Origin of the sequence: Nguyenibacter vanlangensis, from assembly GCF_013376155.1 — a bacterium.
Lineage (GTDB): Bacteria > Pseudomonadota > Alphaproteobacteria > Acetobacterales > Acetobacteraceae > Gluconacetobacter > Gluconacetobacter vanlangensis.
On sequence record NZ_JABXXP010000002.1, the window covers coordinates 41,518 to 66,242 of the forward strand.

General features: G+C 63.4%; 28 protein-coding genes. 9 read left to right on the forward strand and 19 right to left on the reverse strand.

Features of this window, described 5'->3' with window-relative positions; genetic code table 11:
* Positions 1-142: 142 nt before the first annotated feature.
* From HUK84_RS00615 to HUK84_RS00640, 6 genes are all read right to left on the reverse strand, one after another.
* A complete protein-coding gene (locus HUK84_RS00615; protein WP_176638460.1) occupies positions 143-979 on the reverse strand; it encodes an alpha/beta fold hydrolase in 837 nt (278 codons plus the stop codon).
* Between the two features lie 67 nt (positions 980-1,046).
* Positions 1,047-1,493 (reverse strand): MarR family winged helix-turn-helix transcriptional regulator, encoded by a 447-nt coding sequence (locus HUK84_RS00620; protein WP_176638461.1) that lies wholly within the window; start codon positions 1,491-1,493, stop codon positions 1,047-1,049.
* Positions 1,494-1,513: 20 nt separating this feature from the next.
* Positions 1,514-2,230: an SDR family oxidoreductase gene (locus HUK84_RS00625; RefSeq protein ID WP_176638462.1), complete on the reverse strand. Its 717-nt coding sequence runs from the start codon at positions 2,228-2,230 to the stop codon at positions 1,514-1,516.
* A gap of 66 nt (positions 2,231-2,296) precedes the next feature.
* On the reverse strand, positions 2,297-2,671 hold the full coding sequence (locus tag HUK84_RS00630; protein ID WP_176638463.1) for a hypothetical protein: 375 nt from the start codon (positions 2,669-2,671) through the stop codon (positions 2,297-2,299).
* Between the two features lie 31 nt (positions 2,672-2,702).
* Complete coding sequence (locus HUK84_RS00635) at positions 2,703-3,584, reverse strand: NmrA family NAD(P)-binding protein (protein ID WP_176638464.1); 882 nt, start codon at positions 3,582-3,584, stop codon at positions 2,703-2,705.
* A gap of 120 nt (positions 3,585-3,704) precedes the next feature.
* A complete protein-coding gene (locus HUK84_RS00640) occupies positions 3,705-4,616 on the reverse strand; it encodes an AraC family transcriptional regulator (RefSeq protein ID WP_176638465.1) in 912 nt (303 codons plus the stop codon).
* 101 nt (positions 4,617-4,717) lie between these two features.
* Here HUK84_RS00640 and HUK84_RS00645 point away from each other — a divergent pair, with 101 nt between their 5' ends.
* Complete coding sequence (locus HUK84_RS00645) at positions 4,718-5,461, forward strand: SDR family oxidoreductase (protein WP_176638466.1); 744 nt, start codon at positions 4,718-4,720, stop codon at positions 5,459-5,461.
* Positions 5,462-5,529: 68 nt separating this feature from the next.
* Positions 5,530-5,658 carry a hypothetical protein gene (locus tag HUK84_RS23475; RefSeq protein ID WP_281362707.1) on the forward strand — a complete coding sequence of 43 codons (129 nt, stop codon included), beginning with the start codon at positions 5,530-5,532 and terminating at the stop codon, positions 5,656-5,658.
* On the opposite strand, the gene HUK84_RS00650 is transcribed toward HUK84_RS23475, so the two are convergent.
* Positions 5,659-6,834 carry an alpha/beta fold hydrolase gene (locus HUK84_RS00650; protein ID WP_218064107.1) on the reverse strand — a complete coding sequence of 392 codons (1,176 nt, stop codon included), beginning with the start codon at positions 6,832-6,834 and terminating at the stop codon, positions 5,659-5,661.
* A gap of 111 nt (positions 6,835-6,945) precedes the next feature.
* On the opposite strand from HUK84_RS00650, the gene HUK84_RS00655 reads away from it, so the two are divergent.
* Together HUK84_RS00655 and HUK84_RS00660 are read left to right on the forward strand one after the other, a co-directional pair.
* Entirely contained in the window at positions 6,946-7,575 is a 630-nt protein-coding gene (locus HUK84_RS00655; protein WP_218064108.1) for a TetR/AcrR family transcriptional regulator, read from the forward strand.
* Positions 7,576-7,829: 254 nt separating this feature from the next.
* Positions 7,830-8,207, forward strand: a complete 378-nt coding sequence (locus HUK84_RS00660; RefSeq protein WP_246285253.1) for an MmyB family transcriptional regulator — start codon at positions 7,830-7,832, stop codon at positions 8,205-8,207.
* A gap of 50 nt (positions 8,208-8,257) precedes the next feature.
* Here HUK84_RS00660 and HUK84_RS00665 read toward each other — a convergent pair whose 3' ends face one another.
* Complete coding sequence (locus HUK84_RS00665) at positions 8,258-9,025, reverse strand: SDR family NAD(P)-dependent oxidoreductase (RefSeq protein ID WP_317135191.1); 768 nt, start codon at positions 9,023-9,025, stop codon at positions 8,258-8,260.
* 143 nt (positions 9,026-9,168) lie between these two features.
* Between HUK84_RS00665 and HUK84_RS00670 the strand changes: the two genes are divergently transcribed.
* Positions 9,169-10,149 carry a GlxA family transcriptional regulator gene (locus tag HUK84_RS00670; RefSeq protein WP_176638469.1) on the forward strand — a complete coding sequence of 327 codons (981 nt, stop codon included), beginning with the start codon at positions 9,169-9,171 and terminating at the stop codon, positions 10,147-10,149.
* Between the two features lie 102 nt (positions 10,150-10,251).
* On the opposite strand, the gene HUK84_RS00675 is transcribed toward HUK84_RS00670, so the two are convergent.
* Both HUK84_RS00675 and HUK84_RS00680 read right to left on the reverse strand, forming a co-directional pair.
* Positions 10,252-10,944 carry a glutathione S-transferase family protein gene (locus HUK84_RS00675; protein ID WP_218064110.1) on the reverse strand — a complete coding sequence of 231 codons (693 nt, stop codon included), beginning with the start codon at positions 10,942-10,944 and terminating at the stop codon, positions 10,252-10,254.
* 39 nt (positions 10,945-10,983) lie between these two features.
* A complete protein-coding gene (locus HUK84_RS00680) occupies positions 10,984-11,730 on the reverse strand; it encodes an SDR family NAD(P)-dependent oxidoreductase (protein WP_176638489.1) in 747 nt (248 codons plus the stop codon).
* Positions 11,731-11,918: 188 nt separating this feature from the next.
* Here HUK84_RS00680 and HUK84_RS00685 point away from each other — a divergent pair, with 188 nt between their 5' ends.
* Positions 11,919-12,812 carry a LysR family transcriptional regulator gene (locus HUK84_RS00685; RefSeq protein ID WP_176638470.1) on the forward strand — a complete coding sequence of 298 codons (894 nt, stop codon included), beginning with the start codon at positions 11,919-11,921 and terminating at the stop codon, positions 12,810-12,812.
* Positions 12,813-12,884: 72 nt separating this feature from the next.
* On the opposite strand, the gene HUK84_RS00690 is transcribed toward HUK84_RS00685, so the two are convergent.
* The 9 genes from HUK84_RS00690 to HUK84_RS00730 all read right to left on the reverse strand — a co-directional run bounded on the left by HUK84_RS00690 (position 12,885) and on the right by HUK84_RS00730 (position 21,843).
* A complete protein-coding gene (locus HUK84_RS00690) occupies positions 12,885-13,826 on the reverse strand; it encodes a PDR/VanB family oxidoreductase (protein WP_176638471.1) in 942 nt (313 codons plus the stop codon).
* Positions 13,823-14,362: a dimethylamine monooxygenase subunit DmmA family protein gene (locus HUK84_RS00695; protein ID WP_218064111.1), complete on the reverse strand. Its 540-nt coding sequence runs from the start codon at positions 14,360-14,362 to the stop codon at positions 13,823-13,825. Before HUK84_RS00695 ends, HUK84_RS00690 begins: the two co-directional genes overlap by 4 nt.
* A gap of 33 nt (positions 14,363-14,395) precedes the next feature.
* On the reverse strand, positions 14,396-15,529 hold the full coding sequence (locus HUK84_RS00700; RefSeq protein ID WP_176638473.1) for an aminomethyltransferase family protein: 1,134 nt from the start codon (positions 15,527-15,529) through the stop codon (positions 14,396-14,398).
* A 66-nt stretch (positions 15,530-15,595) separates the two neighbouring features.
* Positions 15,596-16,936 carry a type III glutamate--ammonia ligase gene (gene glnT, locus HUK84_RS00705; RefSeq protein ID WP_176638474.1) on the reverse strand — a complete coding sequence of 447 codons (1,341 nt, stop codon included), beginning with the start codon at positions 16,934-16,936 and terminating at the stop codon, positions 15,596-15,598.
* A 7-nt stretch (positions 16,937-16,943) separates the two neighbouring features.
* Positions 16,944-18,314, reverse strand: coding sequence for an FMN-binding glutamate synthase family protein (locus tag HUK84_RS00710; RefSeq protein ID WP_176638475.1), 1,371 nt, complete (start codon positions 18,312-18,314; stop codon positions 16,944-16,946).
* Positions 18,315-18,321: 7 nt separating this feature from the next.
* Positions 18,322-19,032, reverse strand: coding sequence for a GltB/FmdC/FwdC-like GXGXG domain-containing protein (locus tag HUK84_RS00715; protein WP_176638476.1), 711 nt, complete (start codon positions 19,030-19,032; stop codon positions 18,322-18,324).
* Positions 19,029-19,934: a class II glutamine amidotransferase domain-containing protein gene (locus HUK84_RS00720; protein ID WP_176638477.1), complete on the reverse strand. Its 906-nt coding sequence runs from the start codon at positions 19,932-19,934 to the stop codon at positions 19,029-19,031. Before HUK84_RS00720 ends, HUK84_RS00715 begins: the two co-directional genes overlap by 4 nt.
* Positions 19,935-20,056: 122 nt before the next feature.
* Positions 20,057-20,782 (reverse strand): helix-turn-helix domain-containing protein, encoded by a 726-nt coding sequence (locus tag HUK84_RS00725; RefSeq protein WP_317135195.1) that lies wholly within the window; start codon positions 20,780-20,782, stop codon positions 20,057-20,059.
* A gap of 38 nt (positions 20,783-20,820) precedes the next feature.
* A complete protein-coding gene (locus HUK84_RS00730) occupies positions 20,821-21,843 on the reverse strand; it encodes a LysR family transcriptional regulator (RefSeq protein ID WP_218064112.1) in 1,023 nt (340 codons plus the stop codon).
* Positions 21,844-21,930: 87 nt separating this feature from the next.
* On the opposite strand from HUK84_RS00730, the gene HUK84_RS00735 reads away from it, so the two are divergent.
* The 3 genes from HUK84_RS00735 to HUK84_RS00745 form a co-directional block, all read left to right on the forward strand.
* Entirely contained in the window at positions 21,931-23,190 is a 1,260-nt protein-coding gene (locus HUK84_RS00735; protein WP_176638478.1) for a sarcosine oxidase subunit beta family protein, read from the forward strand.
* Between the two features lie 44 nt (positions 23,191-23,234).
* Positions 23,235-23,507 carry a sarcosine oxidase subunit delta gene (locus HUK84_RS00740; RefSeq protein ID WP_176638479.1) on the forward strand — a complete coding sequence of 91 codons (273 nt, stop codon included), beginning with the start codon at positions 23,235-23,237 and terminating at the stop codon, positions 23,505-23,507.
* A partial coding sequence (locus tag HUK84_RS00745) for a 2Fe-2S iron-sulfur cluster-binding protein (RefSeq protein ID WP_317135196.1) occupies positions 23,504-24,725 on the forward strand: 1,222 nt, incomplete at its 3' end. The genes HUK84_RS00740 and HUK84_RS00745, both read left to right, overlap by 4 nt.

Genomic DNA, 24,725 nt, shown 5'->3' on the forward strand with positions numbered 1-24,725 from the left:
ACAATTTGGCGGCAAAAGATGAGCGGTTACGGCGGGAAATTCCGCCGGATCGGAAAGTCCGCCCCGCGGCTAAACTTGCACGCGAGGGGCACTGTGCCCCTCGCGCCGACTTGATGGACCTTCAACGGTCCAGGATCAAAGCTCAGCCACGGATGAATGCGAGCAGGTCGGGATTGACGAGGTCGGCATTCACGGTCAGCAGGCCATGCGAAAGCCCCGCATAGACCTTGAGGGTGCTGGACTTTATCAGCTTGACCTGCAACTCGACCGCGTTCCTGTAGGGCACGACCTGATCGTCATCGCCCTGGATGCAGAACGTCGGCACTGTGATCGCTTTCAAATCCTCGGTCTGGTCGGTCTCCGAGAACGCCTTGATGCCGTCGTAGTGGGCCTTGGCGCTCCCCATCATTCCCTGGCGCCACCAGTTCCGAATGACGCCCTGCGAGATTTTCGCGCCCGGACGGTTGAAGCCGTAGAACGGCCCCGAAGCCACATCGAGGAAGAACTGCGCCCGGTTGGCGGCCAAGGCCGCGCGGAAGCCGTCGAAAACCTCGATCGGCGTGCCGCCGGGATTGTGGTCCGTCTTGACCATCAACGGCGGAACCGCGCTGACCAGGACCGCCTTGGCTACCCGGCCTTGCGGTTGACCATACCGGGCGACATAGCGCGCGACCTCGCCGCCTCCGGTCGAATGACCGACGTGGATGGCATTCTTCAAGTCCAGGGACTCGGCGACCGCGGAGGCGTCGGCCGCATAATGGTCCATGTCATGACCGTCGCCGACCTGGCTCGAACGTCCGTGGCCGCGGCGATCATGAGCGATGACGCGGTAGCCCTGGCCGAGGAAGAACAGCATCTGCGCGTCCCAATCGTCGGCGCTGAGCGGCCAGCCGTGGTGGAACATGATCGGCTGGGCGTCCTTCGGTCCCCAATCTTTGTAGAAGATGTTCACGCCATCCTTGGTCGTCACGAATGTCATGGTCGGCTCTCCTTGCGGGTGATGAATGTTATGCGGGGCGCGACCGTCTAAAGGCAAGCGCCTCGTTTCACGGGCCATCATCGCCCGTCACAATGCTCTTCAAGGCCCCTTGCAACGTGGCAACCTGTTTCGTGCCGTTCAGTTGCACGAATTGTCGTTGAGCTTCCTGCCAAAGGGGCGCCGCTTCGTCGTGAAGGCGGCGGCCCGCCTCGGTGAGTTCGACCAGGCGGCTTCGGCCGTCCGTGGCAGAGGGCCTGATACAGACCAAGCCGTCCCGTTCCAGAAACCCGACCATTTTGCCCATCGCCGTCCGTTCGATGTCCAACCGTTCGGCAAGAGCGTTAACCGCCGCGCTCCCTACCTCGTTCAGGGCCGCCAAGGTGAGGAATTGCGTGATGCGCAGGCCCGCCGGCTCAAGGTGGGCATCGTAGAAGCGGGAGACCTGCCGGTTCGCCTTCCTGATGGCGAAGCAATTGCATTGATCGATTCCGAGAGGCTGGCTGACCGGCAGCATCGCTTTGTCCTTTCAATTTTCTACGAAAGCCCGGCCGGCGGGGTGATGTAGCCGGGCGCCTCTGCCGCAAGGGTGCTCTTCAGCAACTCAGTCCCCTTGTCAGCCATGATCTCGTTCTTGCCGGCGGCGAGAGCGTCATAGGTCTGGCGCACGACGTCATCCGGGCTGGCCTTTGGCACGTCGATCCCATTGGTCAGGTCGGTGTCCACGAACCCGACATGCAGCCCGAGAACCTGGATGCGGCGCTCATGCAGGTAAAAGCGAAGCTGGTTCGTATAGTTCCAGGCTGCCGCCTTCGACGCTGCATAGGGCGCCAGAATGGGCCGCGGAAGCCAGACAATGTCGGAAAGCACGTTGATGATGGCGGCCTGCGGTTTGTTCGACAATATCGGCTCAAAGGCCTGCGTGACGCGCACCACGCCATAATAGTTGGTCTCGAACATGCGGGCGGACTGCGCTTCGACATCGGCGGCCAGCGGCCCGTCGATCAGGGCGGCGATGCCGGCGTTGTTGACCAGCAGCGTGGTATCCGCCGCCAGTTCCGCAGCCGCGGCGATCGACGCCTTGTCGGTGACATCGATCCTGACCGGAATGAGGCCAGGCTCGTCGAAACCGCTCGTCTTGCGCATGCCCGCATAAACCCTTGCCGCTCCGCGACGACGCGCCTCACGTGCAAAGGCCAGACCCAGACCACGATTTGCGCCAGTGATGAAGACGGTGGCGTCGGTGACGTCCATGACAAACTCCATTTCGAGAATCGCAGCCGGCGGGAACCAATTCGCGCCGGGCCGGCGGGTGTCAATTCAAAGGAACATGCCTTCCGGCAACTGCTTCGAGAGCGCATCCCGCAGATGAGAGGCCAGAGACAGCACAGCGCCCAACGGACTCATCCGCACGCTCACGCGCGGCACAGAGCCATCGGCGTTGTGGTCGACGACAACGCTCGCGCTCAGGCTTTCGCCGCTCGTCAGGACGGCGTCGTATTCGATGAAAAGCCGCGAACCGGCGGTCTGAACGAACGTCGGTGTCTGCGAGGCGTAGAACGTTCCGACGGCGTTGACCGCGAGCCGGATATCTTCGCGCCCGATCACCGAGCCGCGCAACACCGAGCTGACGAGTTCGGCGTCAGGCGTCAGATCATCCAGAAACGGATGACGCTCATCTTGGGTGTGTGACATTTTGAAACCCTCGACCTGTCCGGGATCGCGCTCAGGCGAACACGGCGCGATTCCGCGCGATGAACTGCTGGACCGAGAGCGGCGGCGTCCCGGTAATCGTCTCGACGGCATCGTTGACGCCCGAGAAGATCCCGTCGCGATAGTTTTGCGCGACCTCGACAAGGTGCTGTACGAGGAACGGCGGAAATCCGTAGAGATTTTCCATCTTGTCCTTGAACGCCTCGATCGAAGTCGGCGCGTACTCGATCCTGGCGTCGAGCACTTCGCTCATGGCGGCGGCGATTTCGGCATGGTTCATCTCGACCGGACCATGGAGGGTATAGATCTTGCCTTCATGGCCCGCCGGCCTGGCCAGGAGGTGGGCGATCACTCGTCCCTGGTCGTCGGTGCTGATCGGGGCATGGCGGCCATTCTCGAAGGGGAATTCGATCTTTTTCTTCGCCCAGATTTCCTTGGCGAAATGCGGGTACACCAGCCAGTCGGCAAAGAAGGTCGGGCGAATGTGGGTTGTCGCCACGCCAGACCAGTCGAACACCCGTTCGGACACCCAATGATCCTGCGCGGCATGGCTCGCCGACTCCCGGCGCGCCGAAATTTGCGACATGTTGACGATCGAGGCGACGCCCGCTTCCTTCGCGGCTTGCGCGAAACAGGCGGCGGCTCCGATGATTCCGGGCGCAATCGGATAAAGAAAATAGGCCGATTTGACGCCTTCCATCGCAGCCCGGATCCGGTCGATGTCGGTGAAATCCCCGACCGCGATATCGACGCCGCGCGCCCTCAGGGCAGCCGCCCGCTCATCATCGGCGCGCACATAGGCACGGACGCGCCTACCCATCTTCAACAGTTCGTCTATGGCGACGCCGCCGGTCCGGCCCGTCGCGCCGCTTACGAGAAAGTCAGCGTCGCTCATGGTTCTGCTCCGCGCGAACATAAGAGCATATGCTCCAATACGGACCATATAGGAGCATATGCTCTTATAGTCAAGCCGTTCCCCGCTTCGCTCGGTCGCCGGATGCGCCGCCCGCATCGGTCAGGGCGCAGGAACGGATTGCTGCCGCGCATAGCGCGCCGGCGGCAGTCCGACATGGCGGGTGAAGGCGACGCTGAAAGCACTCGCGGAGCCGTAGCCGACACGTTGCGCGATCTCGGCGATACCAACCTCGCTCCGCCGGAGCATGTTTTTGGCCAGAGCCATGCGCCAGTTCAGCAAGTAGGCCATCGGCGCCAGACCGACGACGCGACTGAAACGTTCGAAGAAGGCCGAACGGGAAAGCGCAGCCTCCTTCGCCAATTGTGCGACGGTCCACGTCTTGGTCGGGCTTTCATGCATCCGGCGTAGCGTCATGGCAAGGCGTTCATCGGCTAGCCCCCGCACGAGACCGGGCGAGAACGGTGTCGCGGCCGTCGACCGAAGCGCCTCTATAAGAAGGACCTCGAGCAGGTGGGTGAGGATGACCTCGCGCGCCGGTCGGCGGTCGCGGAACTCGTCTCTGACGAGCTGGACGAGGGTGGCAAGCCGGGGCTCGCCGCGGACATGCACGACCTGCGGAAGCAGCGACACCAGCAGGTCCGCATCGGGAGAGCCGAAGCCGCAGTGGCCGGCCAGCATTCTTAGATCGGGTGGTCCGTCCTGATCGCCGATCCTGAATTCGCCCCCGCCAAGCGCAACCGGCACCGCTTCGGAGGAGTCGGCCGAAGCTGGCATGATGCTGGTCATTGCGACGCCATAAGCCTCGGGGACCAAGATGAAGTCGCCTGAACGGAGCTCAATGGTCTCGCGCCTGTCAATCGCGAGGCAGCAGGCTCCCTCGAGAACGACGCAATAGAAGGGCTGCCCGGCGTCCGAGCGGCGGATGTGCCACGGCCCGGCTCCAACGACCAGCTTCGCGTATCGGGCGCTCGGCTGGAGCAGTGTGACGACCTCCGCCAGCGGATCAATCATATTCAGGACTCTTACTAACTAAATATAGATTTTCAATAATAGATGATCCAGATAAGGCGGTCTATCCTCTTGGCGTAGACAACCACTCCCGAGAGTCCTTCATGAAAACCATTCTGATCACCGGGTGCTCTTCCGGCTTCGGGCTTGAAACGGCCGAATATTTCCTCGATCGCGACTGGATGGTTGTCGCGACGATGCGCACACCACGCGAAGACGTGCTGCCCGCTTCAAAGAACGTGCGCGTGCTCGCACTCGATGTGACGGATCCGGACAGCATCCGGCAAGCCGTCGAGGCTGCGGGGCCGCTTGACGCTCTCGTCAACAATGCCGGTTTCGGTGCGGCGGCGCCGTTCGAGGTCACGCCCATGTCGACGATACGCGAGGTCTTCGAAACCAACAGCTTCGGCACGATGGCGGTGACGCAGGCGGTGCTGCCGCAGTTCAGAGGGCGCAAGGCCGGCGTGGTCGTGAACGTCACGTCGAGCGTAACCTTGAGGGCCATCCCGCTGATCGCAGCCTACACAGCGAGCAAGGCGGCGGTGAACGCATTCACCGAGTCGATGGCGCTGGAACTCCAGCCGTTCGGCGTGCGCGCACACCTCGTGCTTCCTGGACGCGCTCCCGAAACCCGCTTCGCCGAGAATGGCAGCTCCCGCATGCAGGGCCTCGACCACGAGGCCTATGCCGATCTCGTCAAGGGCTTCATGGCTGGATTCAGCGAACCAGGACCGATCACGCATCCGCAGGATGTCGCCAAAGCCGTATGGCGCGCGGTGACCGATCCCTCAAGTCCCGTGCGGATCCCCGCAGGGGCTGACGCGGTGGCCTGGGCCGGGGCGAGCTGACCAGAAGCCTGCCACGTCATCGCCCCCTAAATCGAACGAGGCCGAGCTTCGGCACGCCGATCAGAGACATGCTCCGCGAGGTGCCCGGCAACGCCGCCGCCGCGTCGATCGCCTTCTTTGTCTCGGTCGCCCCGGCCCAGGCGATGGTGCCGCGTCCGTTTGATGGGCGGAGCCCGAAGAACGCTTCAGCGAACTGATCATTGATCCGTCCCACCAACCTCGTTGATGAAGGCGAGCAGGAGCGCGCCGAGCCGAGCCGGCTGTTCCTGTTGGATCCAGTGACCGGCACCGTCAATCAGCGCGATGCCACCCATCCTCGTCGCCGCCCTCGTCCTCATAAGATCGAGCGCGCCCGGCGCCGCATAGGTGCCCCAATCGCTCTTCCCGCCGATGAAGAGCGACGGGACATCGATCGCCTTGCCCGAAAACAGGCGTAACTCAGCGTTTAGGTCAGGGTCGGAAAAGACGCGATAAGCCTGCAGGGCGCCCTGAAACCCGGTGCGGCCGTACTCCTCCGTGTACACCCCAAGTTCCGGCTCGGTGAGCCATTTGCAGGCCTTGACCTCGGCGGCGGACGGTTCGAATGGAGCCACCGTCTCAGGCATCGTCTTGCCGAGATCCATCACGTAATAAGTAGGCATCTGTGCAAGGTCTGCGGCGGTTCCTCCCTTCAACGGATAGGGCTTGTTTCCTGGCCAGTCAGCGCTCTTGACGTAGAAAAATGCACGAAGAAATCTGCGTAAACCCTGAGGCGGGTGCCACATGTCGTCATTCGCCCGCCGCCCGCTGAGATATTGCTGATAATACGCTCTCGGCGGGTCCAGCGCCGCCAGCGCCGTCGCCAAATTTTGAAATTGATTGTTCGGTTGGACCGACGCTGCCTCGCTTTCCGCAGTGTTGAACGGAAACGCCGGCGGACCGGGGAACGGTGCGCTCATCAGCACCACCGAGGGAAAGACGTCAGGTCGGGCCAGCGCACAATAGGCCGCCACGGGCGAGCCGAAATCGTGCCCGACAAGCATCGCCGTCCGTCGAAACCCCAACGCCGAAACCAGTCCGAGGGCGTCACGCGTCATATTCAAGAGGCTGAAGGGCCCAAGAGGGGCATCATAGCCGTTCACCCAACCGGTGGTGCGGCCAAAACCCCGCTGGTCGGGTGCCACGACATGGTAGCCGGCATCGGCCAGGATCGGAATCAGATGCCGCCAGCCGTAAGCCAGATCCGGAAAGCCATGCAGAAGCAGTGCGAGCGGCCTGCCCGAGCTTTCGTAACCGGCCTCGAGAATATGGACATCGAGGCCATTGACCCCACGGATCATGCGCGAGCGGACCCCCGTGGGAAGCGTTCCCCCGCCATATGTCGGTGTCGTCAAATCAGTTCCTCCCATGGGTTTGCGTGGCCCGGTCGCAGTGAAGCCGCAACCAGGGCGGCCGCCCCCATCGCCAAGACGGCGCCGAACTTTTTATATGGTGATTGCCATAGTATGGCGATCACCATAGCGGAGTCAAGCGAAGCGTGGTATATTCACGGCATGGCACGTAAGACTGACGCACGCGCTCGCGCGATCGCCGCGGCGGAACGGCTTTTTCGCATCCAAGGCTACACTGCGACTGGATTGACCCAGATCCTTGAAGAAAGCGGTGCGCCTAAAGGATCGTTCTACTTTCACTTTCCTCGCGGAAAGACTCAGCTCGCAGAAGAAGCGATCGACCATTACATTGCATGTAGAATTGCCGTATTGCAGGACATCTCGGCGAAGACGACAGGCGATGCTCTGAATTTTGTTAATCGGATTTTCAGTACATTCGCGGCCGAAATGGTCGCCTCCGATTTCCAGTATGGATGTCTCATGCAAAATCTGGCGAACGAGCTGCCGGCGCTCGATGCCGAGTTGACCAAACGGGTAGCGCGCGGATTTGTCGATTCGACCGAGATAATTGCGGAGCATTTCAGGGGATGCGGCTTCGCTCCCGCGCGCGCATCCTCTAGCGCAGCCGCATTGGTTGCGGCCCTCGAAGGCGCGCGAACGATCGCCCGCCTGGAACGCACACCGGCTATATTCGAGGCGCTGGCGGATGTTAGTGTCCAGAGGTGGGCTGCCCCCGAGGCGTGATCCGGGTCCAATGTCATCGCCTGGTGGACTCCGGTGGATACACAGGCACGCCCCTACGACCGTCACCGCCTGCGCACGGCATCGGCCATCGGCCCCTTCCATGGGCTGCCGGGACAACCGCCCGCTCCCCTGACAGAGGACGCCCACCGCTGGCTGGCTCCGAGACGCATGGAAGGCATGGTCCGGACATCGGCCGGATTTGGTTCTCGGACGTTCAGGTCTCGATGGTTCGGAGGAAGCGAATCAGTTCTTCGTTGAACCGTTCCGCCGCCTCCATCGGCACCATGTGTGAAGCGCCTGGAATAACGACCATCTCGGCTCCCGGGTTGTCTCGGCCGACTTATGACCTCTGGGCGTATGATCGCGCCTTCGTACAGTTGCTGGAGCGCGTGCAGGCAGGGTGCAAGGAACTCGCGCACTGGTGGAAGGACCACGCCGTCCAAGCGTCCTCATCGGGAACCAAACGGCTACATCATCCAATCAACGGCCCGATCTGTTACGAATATACGACATTCCAGGCCCACGAGGATTTTGGACTGAAATTGGCGGTTTATCTGCCGGCCACGCAAAACGCGCCGCAGCAGGATGCGCATCAGCCGCTCAGCAGAAACATGGGATTTGCCTTGGGGTGACGGCCGCCGCCCCAAGGGGCGGGGGGCCTTAGCGGGGTGCGTTGCGCACGTCAGGCGACGTGGTAGCGCGGGGCGGGCTTCGGGTTGAGGAACTTCGGGGCCAGGTCACGACGATCCTGTTCCCAACGGATCCAGGCCTCACCTTCGTGAAGGCCCGGGATGGTCACCAACTCGCCCGCGTCCAGGCCGGCCAGGGCGGCGTCGACCAGGTCGGAGGCCTGCATGGTGATTTCGGCGGTCTTCTGGGGCGCGTAGCCGGCGACGTCCCAGAACGCCGTGGCGGTCGCGCCGGGCAGCACCGTCTGGATGCGGACGCCCTTCTCGGCCAGGTCCTTCTGCAGCGAATGACCGAAGCTGAGCACGTACGATTTCGAGGCGCTGTAGACCCCGTTCAGGGCCTCCACCGCGACGCCCACCACCGACGAGATGTTGATGATGGTGCCGGCGCCGCGGGCCACGAAGGCCGGGGCGGCGGCGTAGGTCAGACGAGTCAGGGCGGTGATATTCAGGTCGATCATCGCCTCCATCTTGTCGATGTCGGCCTGCAGGATCGAGGCAACCGAGCCGACGCCGGCATTGTTGACCAGCATGGTGATCTTGGGATCGTCGCGGAGCACCGCCTCGACTTTCGCCAGATCGGCGTGATTGTTCAGGTCGGCGACCAGCGGGGTGACCGTCACTCCGGTCTCGGCCTGCAGGCGCCCGGCGGCCGCCTGAAGCCGCTGCTCATTGCGGGCGACCAGGATCAGGTCATAGCCGCGCTTGGCGAGGCGATCGGCGTACATCGCGCCGATGCCGGTCGACGCGCCGGTAATCACGGCGACGCCTTTGGTGGATGGACTGCTCATCGTGTTTCTCCGTCTCGACGGCTCGTGATTGAGCCCGTGGACAGACACTAAGCTTGCAGCCAAAAGTCTCAAATGTCATATAAGCGGACATTTAGGACATAGGGCGGGACGCCATGCGTGACATCGCTTTCCTCGTTTACCCCGGCTATTCGCTGATGGCGCTGGCCATGGTGGCGGGCTTCGAAGTGGCCAATTCTATGGTCGATCCCGAGCCCTACGCGTTCCACTACGTGTCCGAAGAGGGCGGCCCGATCAAAACCTCGACTGGCCTGAAGCTGGAAACAGAGCAGTTCACGGAAAAGCCGTTCGACACGCTTGTCGTCGGCGGTGCCGCCGTGATTGCACCCTCAACCCCTGGCGTCATCGAATTCATGCGGGACGCGCCCAGGCGTCATCGGCGGATCGCAGCGGTCTGCACCGGCGCCTTCGTCCTGGCCGAGGCGGGACTCCTGGATGGGCGGCGCGCCACCACCCACTGGATTCATGCGCGCGCGCTACAGCGGACTTATCCGAAGGCGAAGATGGAAGAGGATCGCATCTTCATCAACGACGGGCCGATCTGGACGTCGGCGGGCATGACGGCCGGTGTCGACCTCGGCCTGGCGCTCATCGAGAACGATCTCGGACCCGAGATCGCCAAGGCCGTGGCGCGAAAACTGGTCATCTACCATCGTCGCGGCGGCGGGCAGTCGCAGTTCTCCACCTTGCTCGAGCTCTCGCCGAAATCGGACCGCATCCAGGCGGCCCTCGCCTACGCACGCGATAACCTTCATAAGCCCTTGACCGTCCCCGACCTTGCCGAAGCGGCCAACCTCAGCCCGCGTCAGTTCAGCCGCGCCTTCCACGCCGAAACGGGCCAGTCTCCGGCCAAGGCGATCGAGAATCTTCGGGTCGAGGGCGCGCGCAATCTCATGGAGCAAAGCCGCCATCCGATCGACATGGTGGCCCGGCAAACCGGCTTTAGCGACCGCGACCACATGAGGAGAGCATTTCTTCGCGCTTTTGGGCAGCCGCCACAGGTTCTCCGCCGTAATGCCCGGCTGGGGTCAATCGACATCAACGACGAAGCTGACGAGCCCATCGGCGCGGTGTAACGAACAGGTCTTCGCCCCGTTCGGATATTCCGTTCCGATATGCCGCCGAAAACCATGAATGACCGTGAAGCCGCCGTCCTGGTCGGGGACGGCGGCAATCGTTCAGGCCGCGAAGCTGGGGCGCCCGGCGACCTTGTCGCACCACCGGCGCGTCGCGCCATTCCCGTCCGGGATCGGGAGGGCCAACGCCTTGGCCGCGAAATCGATCGCGACGACGGCGGTAATGTCGGCCGCGCTGAACCGGTCGCCCGCGACGAACGGCGCCTCGCCGAGCCTGGTTTCCAGATCGGCATGGAAATCCGCGATCCGCTGATAGCCGCGCTCCACGATCCCCGGGATCTGCTCGTAACCGTGCGTGCCGACGATTGCGCGCCCCTTGAGCCCCGGAACCTTGTTGCGGATGGTCTCCATCACCGCCGCAAAGCCCTCAAGCTCCATCCGGCATTCCCACATCGTCACCAGCGCCTTGTCCGCGGGCGATGTGCCGAGCAACGGCGTGCCGGGATAGGCCTCTTCAAGATAACGCAGGATCGCCGGCACCTCGCCGATCGCCGTCCCGTCTTCGAGAACCAGCGTCGGGACGACCTGGCGCGGATTGATTTTGACGTAGGCTTCGGAGAACTGCTCCTTCGCGCCGAGATCGACGGGGACGCGCGAGACGCAAATTCCCTTCTCCGCGATAAAGATGCGAACGCGGCGCGAATTGGGCGAGCCGCTCGACTCATAGAGTTTCAGATGATCGTTTGACATGACAGCACCATTTTGAATGGGAATGAGAACGGGGATGTCGGGCATGCCAGCGGGGGCCGGGTTTCGACCCCGGCCCCCTTGGGTTCAGCCGGCCGACTTGCCGCCGTCGACGGTCAGGATGTGGCCGGTGACGAAGCTGGCGTCGTCCGAAGCGATGTAGAGGATCGCGCGCGCGATCTCGTCGGGCTGGCCGATCCGCTTTTGGGCGTTGAGGGTCGCCAGATAGGCCTTGACCTCCTCGCCGCCGGTGAAGCGATCGAGCATGCCGGTCTGAATCGGTCCCGGCGCCACGGCGTTGACCCGGATGCCTAGGCTGCCGACCTCCAGCGCGACCGACTTGGTCAGGCCCTCGACCGCGTGCTTGCTCGCGGCATAGATCGACGCGCCGGCGCCGCCCTCGTGCCCGAAGGTCGAGGAGATATTGACGATGCTGCCGCTGCCCTGAGCCTGCATGACGCGCAGTTCATGCTTCATGCTGAGGATCGTGCCGAGGACGTTGGTGTCGAAAGTCGCGGCATAGCTCTCGGGGGTCTGGTCGACAGCCGGGCCGGGCGTGCCTTCGGTGCCGGCGGAATTGACGGCGATGTCCAGCCGGCCGAAGCGCCTGACGGCCTCATCGACGAGGGCACGAACGTCGTCCTCATGGCGCACATCGGCGCGGACGAATTCGGCTTCCGCGCCGACGGCGCGCAGTTCCGCGACGAGAGCGGCCCCCGCATCGTCGTGGCGGCCGGAGGCGACGATCTTCGCCCCTTTCCCGGCGAAGGCGAAAGCGGTGGCGCGGGCGATGCCGGTGAGTGCGCCGGTGATCAGAACGACGGGCGTAGTCATGTTATTCTCCACTCGAAATAATGTTCCAGTTGGCCATGCCATGCCTTGATTGTCTGGCTCGGCCATCGTGGATTTCGGGCTTGCGTAAACTCGGCTGGACAATCCGGCCGGTGAGAGAGGAATAGGCTTGGAATTCTTCGGGGAAAAAGACTTTGTTTCTTGGGGTCCATGCTTGTAAGGCATGGATTATGGATCTTCGTCATCTCCGGTATTTCATCGCCGTCGCCGAGGAAGGCAGCCTGACCGTCGCGGCGGAGAAGCGGCTGCATACCGCGCAGCCATCCCTCAGCCGGCAGATGCGCGATCTCGAGGCCGAGCTTGGGTGCGCGCTTCTGATCCGCGGTGCAAAGGGCATTGAACTGACCGCTGCTGGTCGCGTGTTTCTCGACCACGCGCGCGCCGTGCTCGTCCAGGTCGAAGCGACGGTCGAGGCCACGCGCCGCGCCGCAGTGCCCGCCAAGCGGTCTTTCGTCCTCGGCTTCCTGACCGGCTATGAATTCGATTGGCTACCGGCGGTCATGCGCATCATGCGTGACGAACTGCCGAATACCGAGGTCGTACTTCTCAGCCTCTCATCGCCTGACCTGGCCGAGGGATTGATGCGCGGCAAGATCGACCTCGCCTTTCTCCGGCACGAACGCAACGCGCCGGGAATCGTCTTCACGCGATTGATCGATGAGCCGCTGATCGTGCTGATGCCAGTGGATCATCCGCTCACGGCGCGCAGTGCCGTCACCAGCGAGGACATCATCGGGGAAGAACGCGTCGGCGTTCCTCACGACAAGTCCCCGGCGCTCAGGGCGGTGACCGACGCCTACGGCGCGAAACTGGGCATCGATCTCACGCCCGACCACGATGTCGACAACCTCGCGATGGCGATGTCGCTGGTCACCTCGACCCGCGGCATCGCCCTGATGCCGCTCTATGCGCGCAACCTGCTGCCCCCAACTGTCGTCAGCAGGCCACTCGCCGGCGTGCCGCCGACGATCGACCTGTCGCTGGGCTACAACGAAGCCAATACATCACCCCTTCTCAAGACCATCGTATCGAAGATCGGTGATCTCAAATTCGCCAATCCTTGAGCGTCGGCTTCGGCCGCCAAGGAGGCACGCCTCGGCGCGGCGTGCTGGCGTGATTTGTGGAGTTCGCCTGTGTCACAGATCAAGCGTCAACGTCGCCCCCATCGTGCGGGAAACGCAGGTCAGGATTTCGGTCCCAGCCATGCGCTCCGCCTTGGTCAGGACGTGGTCACGATGGTCTGGCCGGCCATCCAAAACCCTTACGCGGCACATGCCGCACGCACCGCCGCGGCACAGGCTGGGTACATCCACGCCGGCCGCCTCCAGCGCCTCCAGCAGCGTCTGGTCCGCCCCGACCGCGATGCGCCGACCGTCGCGCGCCAGCGTGACGGTAAAGGCCGCACCGCCTGCGGCTGCGGAAAAGCGTTCAAGATGGATCTTCATGTCTGGAAAGCCGACCTGGCGGGCACATGTGGCCACATGATCCATGAAACCGTCCGGTCCGCATGCATAAAGCCGGGTCCCGACCGGTTGCGCGGCCAGCAGCGCCGGCAGATCCAGCGCCCTTCGTCCGGCATGAATCCGCACGTCACCCTTCAACCCGTCCGGCAGCAAGTTCGCGAACGCCGCGCGCTCATCGGGACGGCAGACATGCAACAGCACATAGTCTGCCCCGATCCGCTCGAGTGCCTCTATATAGGCAAGAAATGGCGTGATCCCGATTCCACCCGAAACCATCAGATGTCGGCGCGCAGTGCGGACGATCGGAAAAAGATTACCGATCGACGCCACGTCCACCCTCATGCCGACCATGGCGCGGTCATGCAGGAACGCCGATCCGCCTCGGGCCGACTCCTCCCGCCGGATGATCACGGTCAGGCTGCTGCCATCCTCGGCCGCATTGACGATTGAATATGGATTTTTCCACCGCCGTGTCTCGTCCCCAAAGGCCAGCACCGCATGGCTACCCGCCGAAACCGGCGGAAATGGGCGATCAGAGGCCGTCAGGACAAAACGGCGCAACGCCGGGGCGAGGACATCGATCACCGCGATCCTGGCCGCAATAGTGCCGCTCATATGCCGTCTGCCCGTGCCTCGGCAAACGGCCCCCGCCAGACCCCCAGATAAGCCGCAAGACGACGGGAAAAATGAGGACGCACCTCCAGCTCCGCCCCGCATCCGGCACAAACCAGATTGTCGCCTGCCACCGACGGCGCAACGGTGTCGCAATGCACGCAGATCACCGGCCGCCCCGCGCCGGCCGGCGACGCCAAGGCCATCTCCTCGTCGCACAATCCGGCCGCGGCGCCCTGTCGTGCGACAGCGCTCAGAAACGCTTCGCCGCCCGCACCATACAGACGCAGGCCGATATGCGCGGCATGCAGTTCACAGACCAAACTCTCCAGCAATTGCGCGGCCGAACGGAAATGGACCTCTGCCGCCTCGCGACTCGGCACCGCGCGCGAATCATGTACGACGCTCCAGATCTCCACCGCCGCCGGCCTCGGCCCGCCCGGCAGCGGCAAGTCTGACCGGTCACGTACCATCAGATGACGCCGCCCACGGGAATCCCACATCAGCGACCGAAAGGGAAAGAGACTGGCGGAAGGCACATCACTCTCCTGTTGGATTTCACGTGGCAGCAATCAACCCTTCACCGTGCGCTTGTACTTCTGCGGATCGTCGAACGGCAGGGAATGGGTAACACCGCCGATCTCGACCGCGCGCGATTGAACGGCGACGGCATGCCCGTCGATCGCGAATTCCGGCGACACGCGCGCGATCGCCATCGTCCGGCCGGCCAGCGACGAATACATCGCGCAGGTCACCACGCCGACCGTCCGACCACCCGCCACCACCGCGGCCCCAGCATCGGGCGCCTGCTGTCCCTCCAGCAGCAAACCCCAGATTCTGAACCGTTCGCGGCCCTTGGCATGGAAGTGCGCCGGCGCCCCGCGAAATTGCGTCTTGCGCGGACTGACGGTGAAATCCAGCCCCAGCTCCCATAGCGTATCCCCCGGCATATCATCGCCCAACGGATAGATTTCCGAATTATCATAAGGATAAAACAGAAGGTAGCTCTCGACCCTCAGGTAATCCAACGCCGTGAAACTGGTCGGCACGATGCCCATCTCGCGCCCTTCCTCGACGATGCGGTCCCAGATCATGGCGGCGTCGGTCGCCTTGCAAAAGATCTCATAGCCCCGTTCGCCGGTATAGCCTGTGCGCGAAATCGTCACTGCTGCGCCGAACAGCGTCGTCTGCATATGATGGAAGTAATTCAATTGGCGAATGCCTGGCACGTGGCGTTCCAGGTAGACCACCGCCAGTGGTCCCTGCAGCGACAGATCATGCAGGTCATCGTCGAACAGAAGCGCGGCGTTGCGCCCGACCACCGCCTGGGCCAGCATTTCATGCAGCGTTCCCGCCCCATGCACGACCATCCATGCATTGGGCCCGGTGCGGTAGAGCACGCAATCGTCGATGAAGCGACCCGCATCGTTCAGCACCGTGGCATAGGCAGAACGGCCCGGCGTAATCTTCGCCACGTTACGCGTGGTGGCGTAATCAAGGATCGCCGACGCGTGTGGCCCCACCAGATGCAATTTTTTCAGCCCCGACACATCCATCAGCCCGGCGCGCGTGCGGATCGCGACATAATCGTCCTGCACGTCGCCGCGATATGTCCACGGCGTCCCCATGCCGTTCCAGTCTTCGAGCGCCGATCCCAGAGCCCTGTGCCGCTCGGACACGGCGCTGATACGCCAGCTTTCAGCCATCTATCCTCTCCCGTTTCTTGGGCCGGCACATCACCCCGCGCGCGCCTGTTCCGTTCAGCAATCCAATCAGCAATCCAACGTCGTCGCGCGTTCCCAGTCGGACAGATGCGCGCAATAATCCGCCCACTCTGCCTCTTTTTGCCACAGGTACGAGTCCGCCAGATCCTTTCCCAATTCTCTATGAAGAACGGTCGAGTTCCGGAATTCCCTGATTGCGTCCACTAGGTTCAAAGGCAATTTTTTCAACGCGCGGACGCTATGCCCGTCGGTGTACATATTGATCTCCAGCGGCGCGCCGGGGTCTCGCTGGCTGCGAACGCCCTCCAATCCCGCGGCAGCCAGCCCCGCCTGCAACAGATAAGGATTTGCCGCCCCGTCGGGCAGGCGCATCTCGAATCGCCCTCCCCCCGGCACACGAATCATGTGAGTACGGTTATCACCGGCATAGGTGACGGCGTTAGGCGCCCAGGTCGCGCCCGAGACCGTGCGCGGAGCATTGATGCGCTTGTAGGAATTCACCGTCGGATTGAATAACAGGCACAGGGCCGGCGCATGTTCGATCAGGCCACCGACGAAATGATAACCCTCCCTGGACAGCCCCAGTCCGTACGCATCATCATCTCGGCCACGGCATATATTTTCCGCACCCTTCCAGAGCGAGATATGCGCGTGGCATCCGGTTCCAGTCAGATGGGGAAACGGCTTGGGCATGAAGGTCGCACGCAGGCCGTGCTTTTCCGCCACCGAGCGGACCAGGAACTTGAAGAACGTGTGACGGTCGGCTGTCACCAGCGCTTCGTCATATAGCCAGTTGATTTCATACTGACCGTTCGCGTCCTCATGGTCGTTCTGGTAAGGTTGCCAGCCCAGGCCCTCGATCGCATCGCAGATCTCGGTGATGACATCATAGCGTCGCATCAACGCCTGGGAATCGTAACATGGCCGCCGGGCATCGTCGTGCGGATCCGAGACCTGGGATCCATCTGGTGAAATCAGGAAAAATTCGCATTCCACTCCGGTCATCACCGTCAACCCATCGGCCGCGGCGCGGCCGAGTACCCGCTTCAATGTATTGCGTGGCCCCTGCTCAATCGGCTGGCCAGCCATCCACAGGTCACTGGCCAGCCAGGCGACATCCGGCTTCCACGGCAGCACCGTCAGGCTGGCCGGATCGGGCATAGCCACCAGGTCGGGATCGGCGGGCGACAGGTTCAGGTTGGTGGCGAATCCCGCAAATCCAGCGCCGTTGCGCTGAATAGCGTCGATGGCGGAAATCGGTACCAGCTTGGATCGCGACACCCCGGCCAGGTCTGTAAAGGAGATGAGGAAATACCGGACATCGCGGATCTTTCCCTCGTCGAACAAGGACGCGCCGGATGACGGCCTGGACAGCGCATTGGACTTCATGACCGCCCTATCCCGCTGATTGCGGCGTCTTGCCGGGGAACCAGTCGGTACCGGCCAGCGGCACACGCGTCATCGCCGCCGCCTCCATCGTCAGCGCCACCATGTCCTCGGGTTCCAGGTTGTGCAAATGACTCTTGCCGCAGGCTCGGGCGATCGCCTGCGCCTCCATCGTCATCACCGACAGGTAATTGGCCACACGCCGTCCGCCCAGGACCGGGTCCAGCCGCGCCGCCAGCATCGGGTCCTGGGTCGTGATCCCGGCAGGATCGCGCCCCTCCTGCCAATCATCATAGGCACCCGGCACGGTTCCCAGCTTGGCATATTCTTCGGCTAGTTCAGGAGCGTTGTCGCCCAGTGCGATCAGCGCCGCCGTACCGATCGACACTGCGTCGGCACCCAGCGCAAGCGCCTTCGCCATGTCGGCTCCGGAACGAATACCTCCCGACACGATCAGTTGGACCTGCCGATGCATTCCCAGATCCTGCAATGCCTGCACCGCCGGACGGATCGCCGACAGGATCGGCAGCCCCACATGCTCGATGAACACGTCCTGCGTCGCGGCGGTCCCGCCCTGCATGCCGTCCAGAACGACGACATCGGCCCCGGCCTTCACCGCCAATGAAACGTCGTAATAAGGCCGACTGGCCCCGACTTTGACATAGATCGGCTTTTCCCACTTGGTGATCTCGCGCAGTTCGAGGATCTTGATTTCCAGATCGTCCGGCCCCGTCCAGTCCGGATGCCGGCAGGCCGAACGCTGATCGATCCCTTCAGGCAGATCCCGCATCTTCGCCACGCGCGGCGAAATCTTCTGCCCCAGCAGCATGCCGCCGCCACCCGGCTTCGCGCCCTGCCCCACCACGATTTCTATCGCGTCGGCACGGCGCAAATCGTCGGGATTCATGCCATAGCGCGAAGGAAGATACTGATAGACGAGGGTCTGAGAATGTCCGCGCTCCTCCGGCGTCATACCGCCATCGCCGGTGGTGGTCGACGTGCCGACCGCGCTGGCGCCACGCCCGAGCGCCTCCTTTGCCTGGGCTGATAATGCACCGAAAGACATGCCGGCAATCGTCACCGGCGTCTTCAGCGTGATCGGCTTCTTGGCAAAGCGCGTGCCCAGCGTCACCGACGTGTCGCAGCGTTCGCGATAGCCTTCCAGCGGATAACGTGAAATCGACGCGCCAAGGAACAGAAGATCGTCGAAATGCGGCAGTTTGCGCTTGGTCCCGGCGCCACGGATATCATAGATACCTGTCGCCCCGGCACGCTGGATTTCCGAAATCGCATAAGGATCGAAGGTTGCCGAAAAACGTGGAACAGTACGCGGTATTTCCTGTTCAGTGCTCTGAGCGGCTCCAGAATCGCGTGTCGTCATGGTCCCCTCAGTAGACATTCGCGTGATCGACATGGAAGTGATACAAACGCCGGGCCGAACCATAGAGCGTGAAGTCTTCGGCCGACATGTCCGCAATCCCCGCCGCTGTCAGCAACCCTTCCAAGCGCACGCGGTCCTCATGGGTCATGTCCTTGCGCTCGCAATCCGCGCCCAGATTCGTGACCGTGCCGCGCACGAACAACCTGGCCTCGTACAGGCTGTCGCCGAATGCCTCACCTGCGTCGCCGCAAACGACCAGCGCGCCGGACTGCGCCATGAAAGCACTCATATGCCCGACATTGCCTCGCACCACGATATCGACGCCCTTCATCGAAATCCCGCAGCGTGCGCCGGCATCGCCGTCGATCAGCAGGAATCCGCCACGTGCCGTCGCTCCGGCCGCCATCGAGGCGTTACCTTTGACATGCACCCGTCCGCTCATCATGTTTTCGGCGACGCCGGGTCCGGCATTGCCTTCGACGATCACCGTCGCGGCCTTGTTCATGCCCGCAGCGTAATAGCCGACATTGCCTTCGATGGTGACATGCACGGGCGCATCCAGCCCAACCGCAATCGCATGCTGACCACGCGGATTTTTCAGCCGGTACGGATGCTGACTGCCCCGGCGGCCGGCCTGCAGCAATGCGTTGACCTCGCGCAGCGGCTGCACTGCAAGATCGATTATCGTGGTATCCTCACGGGTAGATGCGGAAATCATGCGGCATGTTCCCAGTAATAGACCGTTTGCGGGGCCGGCTCGAAGACCCGTCCGTGTTCGACGCCGGGCAGATCGACCAGCGCGCGATATTCGGACCCGAAAGCCACGTAATCGTCGGTTTCGACCATCACCGCCGGCTTGCAGGCGATCGGATCACGCAGGACCGCAAAACCCGTCCTGGTACCCACAACGAAAGTATAGAACCCGTCCAGATCGCCCAGCGCCGCGTCCAAAGCCTCGTCCAGCCGCGCGCCCTGGCTCATGCGCCATGACAGGTAGCCGGCGGCGACCTCGGAATCGTTCTCGGTGGAAAAGCGGATACCCTCGCTCCGAAGCTTGCGGCGCAGAGCGTTGTGGTTCGACAGTGAACCGTTATGGACCAGACACTGGTCCGGCCCGGTCGAGAAAGGATGGGCGCCGGCGATGGTCACGGCCGATTCAGTCGCCATACGGGTATGGCCGATGGCATGAGTGCCGGCCATTCCGGCCAGGCCGAAGCGCGTCGTCACGTCACGCGGCAGGCCCACGCCCTTGTAGAGTTCCATCGCCTCGCCATCCGCCACGACCACCGCGCCGAGCGCCAGAGCGGACATCACGTTGCCCACAGCGCCAGTTGCTTCGGCCGGATAGCGAATCACGACATGGTCATCCCGCCGGACGATGTCGACTACATCCCCGACCTTCACGGCCAGAGCCTCGTCCAGCCGCATGACCAGATCCGCGTCATCAGCCTCGATGCGCAGCGTCAGCTTCCGCTTACCCGGTGGTTCCGCGTTATAGATCGCGAAACCTGCACTGTCCGGCCCGCGCTCGGTCATCACATCCAACATCCGCGCCGTCAGTGTGCCCAGCTCCGGTCGCAGTTCGGGTTTTTTCAAAAACAGGCCGACAATGCCGCACATCGCCGCGTCTCCATCGAACCAGGTGTATCTGCGATGACCTTAGGCGTCGTGCGGTGCAGCGGTCAACTATAAAGAACAATTTTTTCCTATGTGGAAAATTTTCTTCCGCCACGCGCCGGCGATCAGTCCGGCGTCCGGGCGTGCACGATGATAGACAGATAGGTCATCGGCTTTTCCAGCAGCTTTTCCGGACCGTGCGGGGCGCTGCTGTCGAACAGCAGCGCATCACCGGGCTTGAGGTGATAATTCGCCGAACCATGCCGGTAAAGGACATGGCCCGACAGCATGTAGATCAGTTCGATCCCGGAGTGACGAAAATTGGTATAGGGATGCGCTTCCTCATGCAGGGTGATCAGATAGGGCTCCAGCACCACGTCGCCGCCCAGCAGATGACCCAATAGGCGATATTCATGCCCGACCTTGGTTCCCCGCCGTTCGATTACGACGCCCTGCCCGGCGGGAACATAGGAACAGTCGCGCTGTTCCTCCGAAGCGGAAAAAAGCTGGCTGAGCGGCACATTCAGTGCGCGCGACACCGCCTGCAGCGTCGCCAACGAGGCCGAGATCTGGCCATTTTCGATTTTCGACAACATGCTGAGCGAAATCCCGGCCGCCTGCGCGATATCCCCGCCCCGCAATTCCGCCTTGCGCCGCAACTGCCGGATCTGGTTGCCCAGCGCTTCCTCCAGCGTCATCTCGCGCACCGGGGCGGCGGTGGAACCGGTCAGCAGGTCGGCGGCGTCATCATCGTCGCGCGTCGACACGGCATCGGCCGCCGGCCGCCGCTCGGACACGGTCCGCACCCGCGTCTTGCGGGCGGGGGAAGCGGGCCGGACTGTCTTGATCAAGGCTATGGTCCTGTAAGCAAGAAGAGACGAAACGCGGATTATAGGTCCATCACCCCGCCGTGGGAAACCACATTCACTTCGGGTTCCAGCGTCGGCAGGATCCCGCGCAGCACCGGCACCACTTCGGCATGCAGCGCCGCGCGCAGCGTGGCCGACAAGTCTCGCGGCAGCGCGCCGAATTCCCGTTCACGCGCCACGATCGTCAGCACTCGCCCCATCTTCGGCCCAGGCAGCGGCGCCCAGCGCAAGCCGGTCAGATCCAGCCCGCATTCGAACAAGCACAGCGACGTTGTGATCGCCATCGCGCCCTGGCGACAGGCGGTCAGCACGCCATAGGGGGCATCGAACTCCATGCTTACCGGCAACTCCAACCGCAACCGGCGCAGATAACGCTCGATCTCCTGCCCCGTCCGCGAGCGCAGCGAAAACCGTACAAACGGGCAGACCTGGCTCAACGCCGCCAGGTCGGCCGGTGTCTTGGGCACCGGCCGGTCTGCGGGCAGCAACAACAGATAGGGTTCCCGCGCCAGCGGAAAACGCTCCAATCCATTGACGTCGGCGAAGTCGCTGACCCCTACCACGATGTCCATCTGCCGACCAAACAGGGCCGACGCATGGCTTTCCGTCAAGCCCGAATGAATGACGGCCTGGACCGTCCGTTCCGCCAGAAAACGCGACAGCGGCGGCAGGACCGCACGCATCAGACTGTCGACGATACCGACACGGATCAGCGAAACCCGCCCGGCATGCACCTCGCGCAGCCGGTTGGCCGCCTGTCGGGCCTCCGACGTCAGGGCCAGTGCACTCTGCCGCAAAACTGCGCCCGCCGCGGTCAGCGCCAGCGGACGCACCCCTCGATCGAACAGGCGTACACCGCCTTTCGCCTCGATTTCGCCGATCACCTGAGAAACGGCGGGCTGGCTGACACCCAGATGGCGCGCCGCCGCCGCCATACTGCCATGCTCGCAGACCGCGACAAAAACCGACAGCGCTTGCAGATCGAAGGGAAGCGGTCGCTCGCCCGCTGGTCGCGCCATGGAAAGCACCTGTCGATGCGTCATCTCATTGCATCCCCATAACTATAAAACAATCTTATGGTACTGTCGAGCGGATTCCGCCGTATATGTCGCGGAGAGCCGAGGATCAACATGACGTTCGACCGTTATTCCATATTTTCCCTGATCCGAAATGCCATATCCGGTAACCGCGACTGGACGCCGGCCTGGCGCAAGGCGGCACCCGCGCCACGCTACGACGTCGTCATCATCGGCGGTGGCGGACACGGGCTGGCGACGGCCTGGTACCTGGCCAGCCGCTACGGGGTCCGAAACGTCGCTGTCGTCGAACGCGGCTGGTTGGGCAACGGCAACGTCGGACGCAACACGACCATTATCCGGTCGAACTATCTGCTGCCCGGTAACCTCCCGTTCTACGAAGCATCGATGAAGCTTTGGGAAGGCCTCGAACAGGACATCAATTTCAACGCGATGGTCAGCCAACGCGGCGTGCTGAACCTGTTCCATTCCGACACCCAACGCAACGCCTATGCCCGGCGCGGCAACGCCATGCGCCTGCACGGTGTCGACGCCGAACTGCTGAATGAGGACGCGGTGCGCACGGCGCTGCCGTTCCTCGATTTCAACAGCGCGCGTTTTCCGATCATGGGCGGCCTGTTGCAGCCCCGTGGCGGCACGGTACGGCATGACGCCGTCGCCTGGGGCTATGCCCGCGCCGCCGACCGGATGGGCGTGGACATCATCGAGAATTGCGAGGCGACCGGACTGCGGATCGAAAGCGGTCGCATCCAGGGGGTGGAGACAACACGCGGCTATATCGTCGCCGACAAGGTCGGCATGGCCTGTGCAGGACGCTCGTCACAGGTTGCGGCCATGGCCGGCCTGCGCCTGCCGATCGAAAGTCATGTCTTGCAGGCCTTCGTATCCGAGGGGCTGAAGCCCTTCATGGACTGCGTCGTGACCTTTGGCGCCGGGCATTTTTACATCAGCCAGTCCGACAAGGGCGGCCTGGTGTTCGGCGGCGATATCGACGGCTATAATTCCTACGCTCAGCGCGGCAATCTTCCAGCGATCGAGGATGTGTGCGAAGCCGGAATGGCCCTGATGCCCCGCGTCGGCCGCGTGCGCATGCTGCGGCAATGGGCGGGTCTTATGGATATGTCGATGGACGGCAGCCCGATCATCGACCGGACGCCTATCGACGGACTCTATCTCAATGCCGGGTGGTGCTATGGCGGCTTCAAGGCGACCCCGGCGTCGGGCCTCTGCTTCGCCCATCTGATCGCCCGCGACCAGCCCCATCCGGTCGCCACCGCCTATCGCCTGGACCGATTCGAACGCGGCGCGGTGATCGACGAAAAGGGTATGGGCGCCCAGCCCAATCTGCATTGAAATTCGACCCCATCTTTACGGTTCCACGCCAAGGGAAGATCACCATGCGCCTGCCCTGTCCCTCTTGCGGTCTCCGGAACAATGGCGAATTCGTCTTTCGCGGTGACGCCGCCCCGCGTCGCCCGACCCCCGACGCCCCCGACGCCGATTGGAGCGATTATGTCTATCTGCGTGACAACGTCGCCGGCCCAATGCGTGAATTGTGGTACCACACGCCGTGCCGCAGCTGGATGGTGATCACGCGCGACACGCGCACCCATGACATTCTGGGCGCGGAAGACGCGGTCAGCGCGTCCCGGACGGGTGCCGCGGCGTGACGATCCGTCAGAACGCATGCACCCGGCTCCCCGCCGGTGGGCTGATCGACCGCGACCGTCCCCTGCGTTTCCGCTTCGACGGCCGCCACTATACGGGCTTCGCCGGCGATACGCTGGCTTCGGCCCTGCTGGCCAACGGCGTCCGCCTGGTCGGCCGGTCCTTCAAGTACCATCGTCCACGCGGCATCCTGACGGCGGGGGCGGAAGAGCCGAACGCCCTCGTCGAACTGCGCGAGGGCGCGCGGCGCGAGCCCAATACCCGCGCCACCGTCATCGAACTGTTCGACGGGCTGGTCGCGCACAGCCAGAACCGCCTGCCCTCGCTGACCTTCGACCTGCTGTCGTTCAACCGGCTGCTCGCACCGATGCTTTCAGCGGGATTCTACTACAAGACCTTCATGTATCCGGCCGCATTCTGGGAAAAGCTCTACGAGCCGCTCATCCGTCGCGCTGCCGGGCTGGGCCGCGCCGCCACCGAGGCCGATCCGGACCGGTATGACAAGATATCGTTGTTCTGCGACATCCTGGTGGTCGGTGCCGGCCCCGCCGGGCTTGCGGCGGCCCTGACCGCCGCCCGCGGTGGCGCGCGCGTGATCCTGTGCGACGACGATTTTCGCCCGGGCGGCCGTCTGCTGTTCGATCGGGTCGAACTGGATGGCGCGCCGGCCGGACGATGGGTCGAACAGACATTGTCCGAACTCACCGCCTGCGGCAACGTCACCTTGCTGCCGCGCACCAGCGTCAATGCCACCTATGACGGCGGGGTCTATGGCGCACTCCAGCGCGTCGCCGATCATCTGCCCGTACCGGGCGCCAACCAGCCGCGCCAGCGTCTGCTGCGGATCACCGCAAAGCGCTGCGTGCTGGCCACGGGTGCGATCGAACAACCCGTCATTTTCGCCGGCAACGACCGTCCCGGCGTGATGCTGGCCAGTGCCGTACGCGGCTATATCAATCGCTTCGCCGCAGTCCCCGGACGCCGCGCGGTAGTATTCGGCGCCACCGACAGCGCGCTGGCCACGGCCGAAGACCTGGCCCTGGTCGGCACGCACGTCCAGGCGATCGTCGACCCTCGTCCCGGCGAATCGCCGGATATCCGCGCGCTGGCGGCCCGGCACGGCATTCCTTACGTGTCCGGGGCACGGGTCGTCGCGGCGCACGGTGCGCCTTTGCTGACCGGGGTGACGATCAGGGGGCGCGATGGCGCGACGCGGCGCG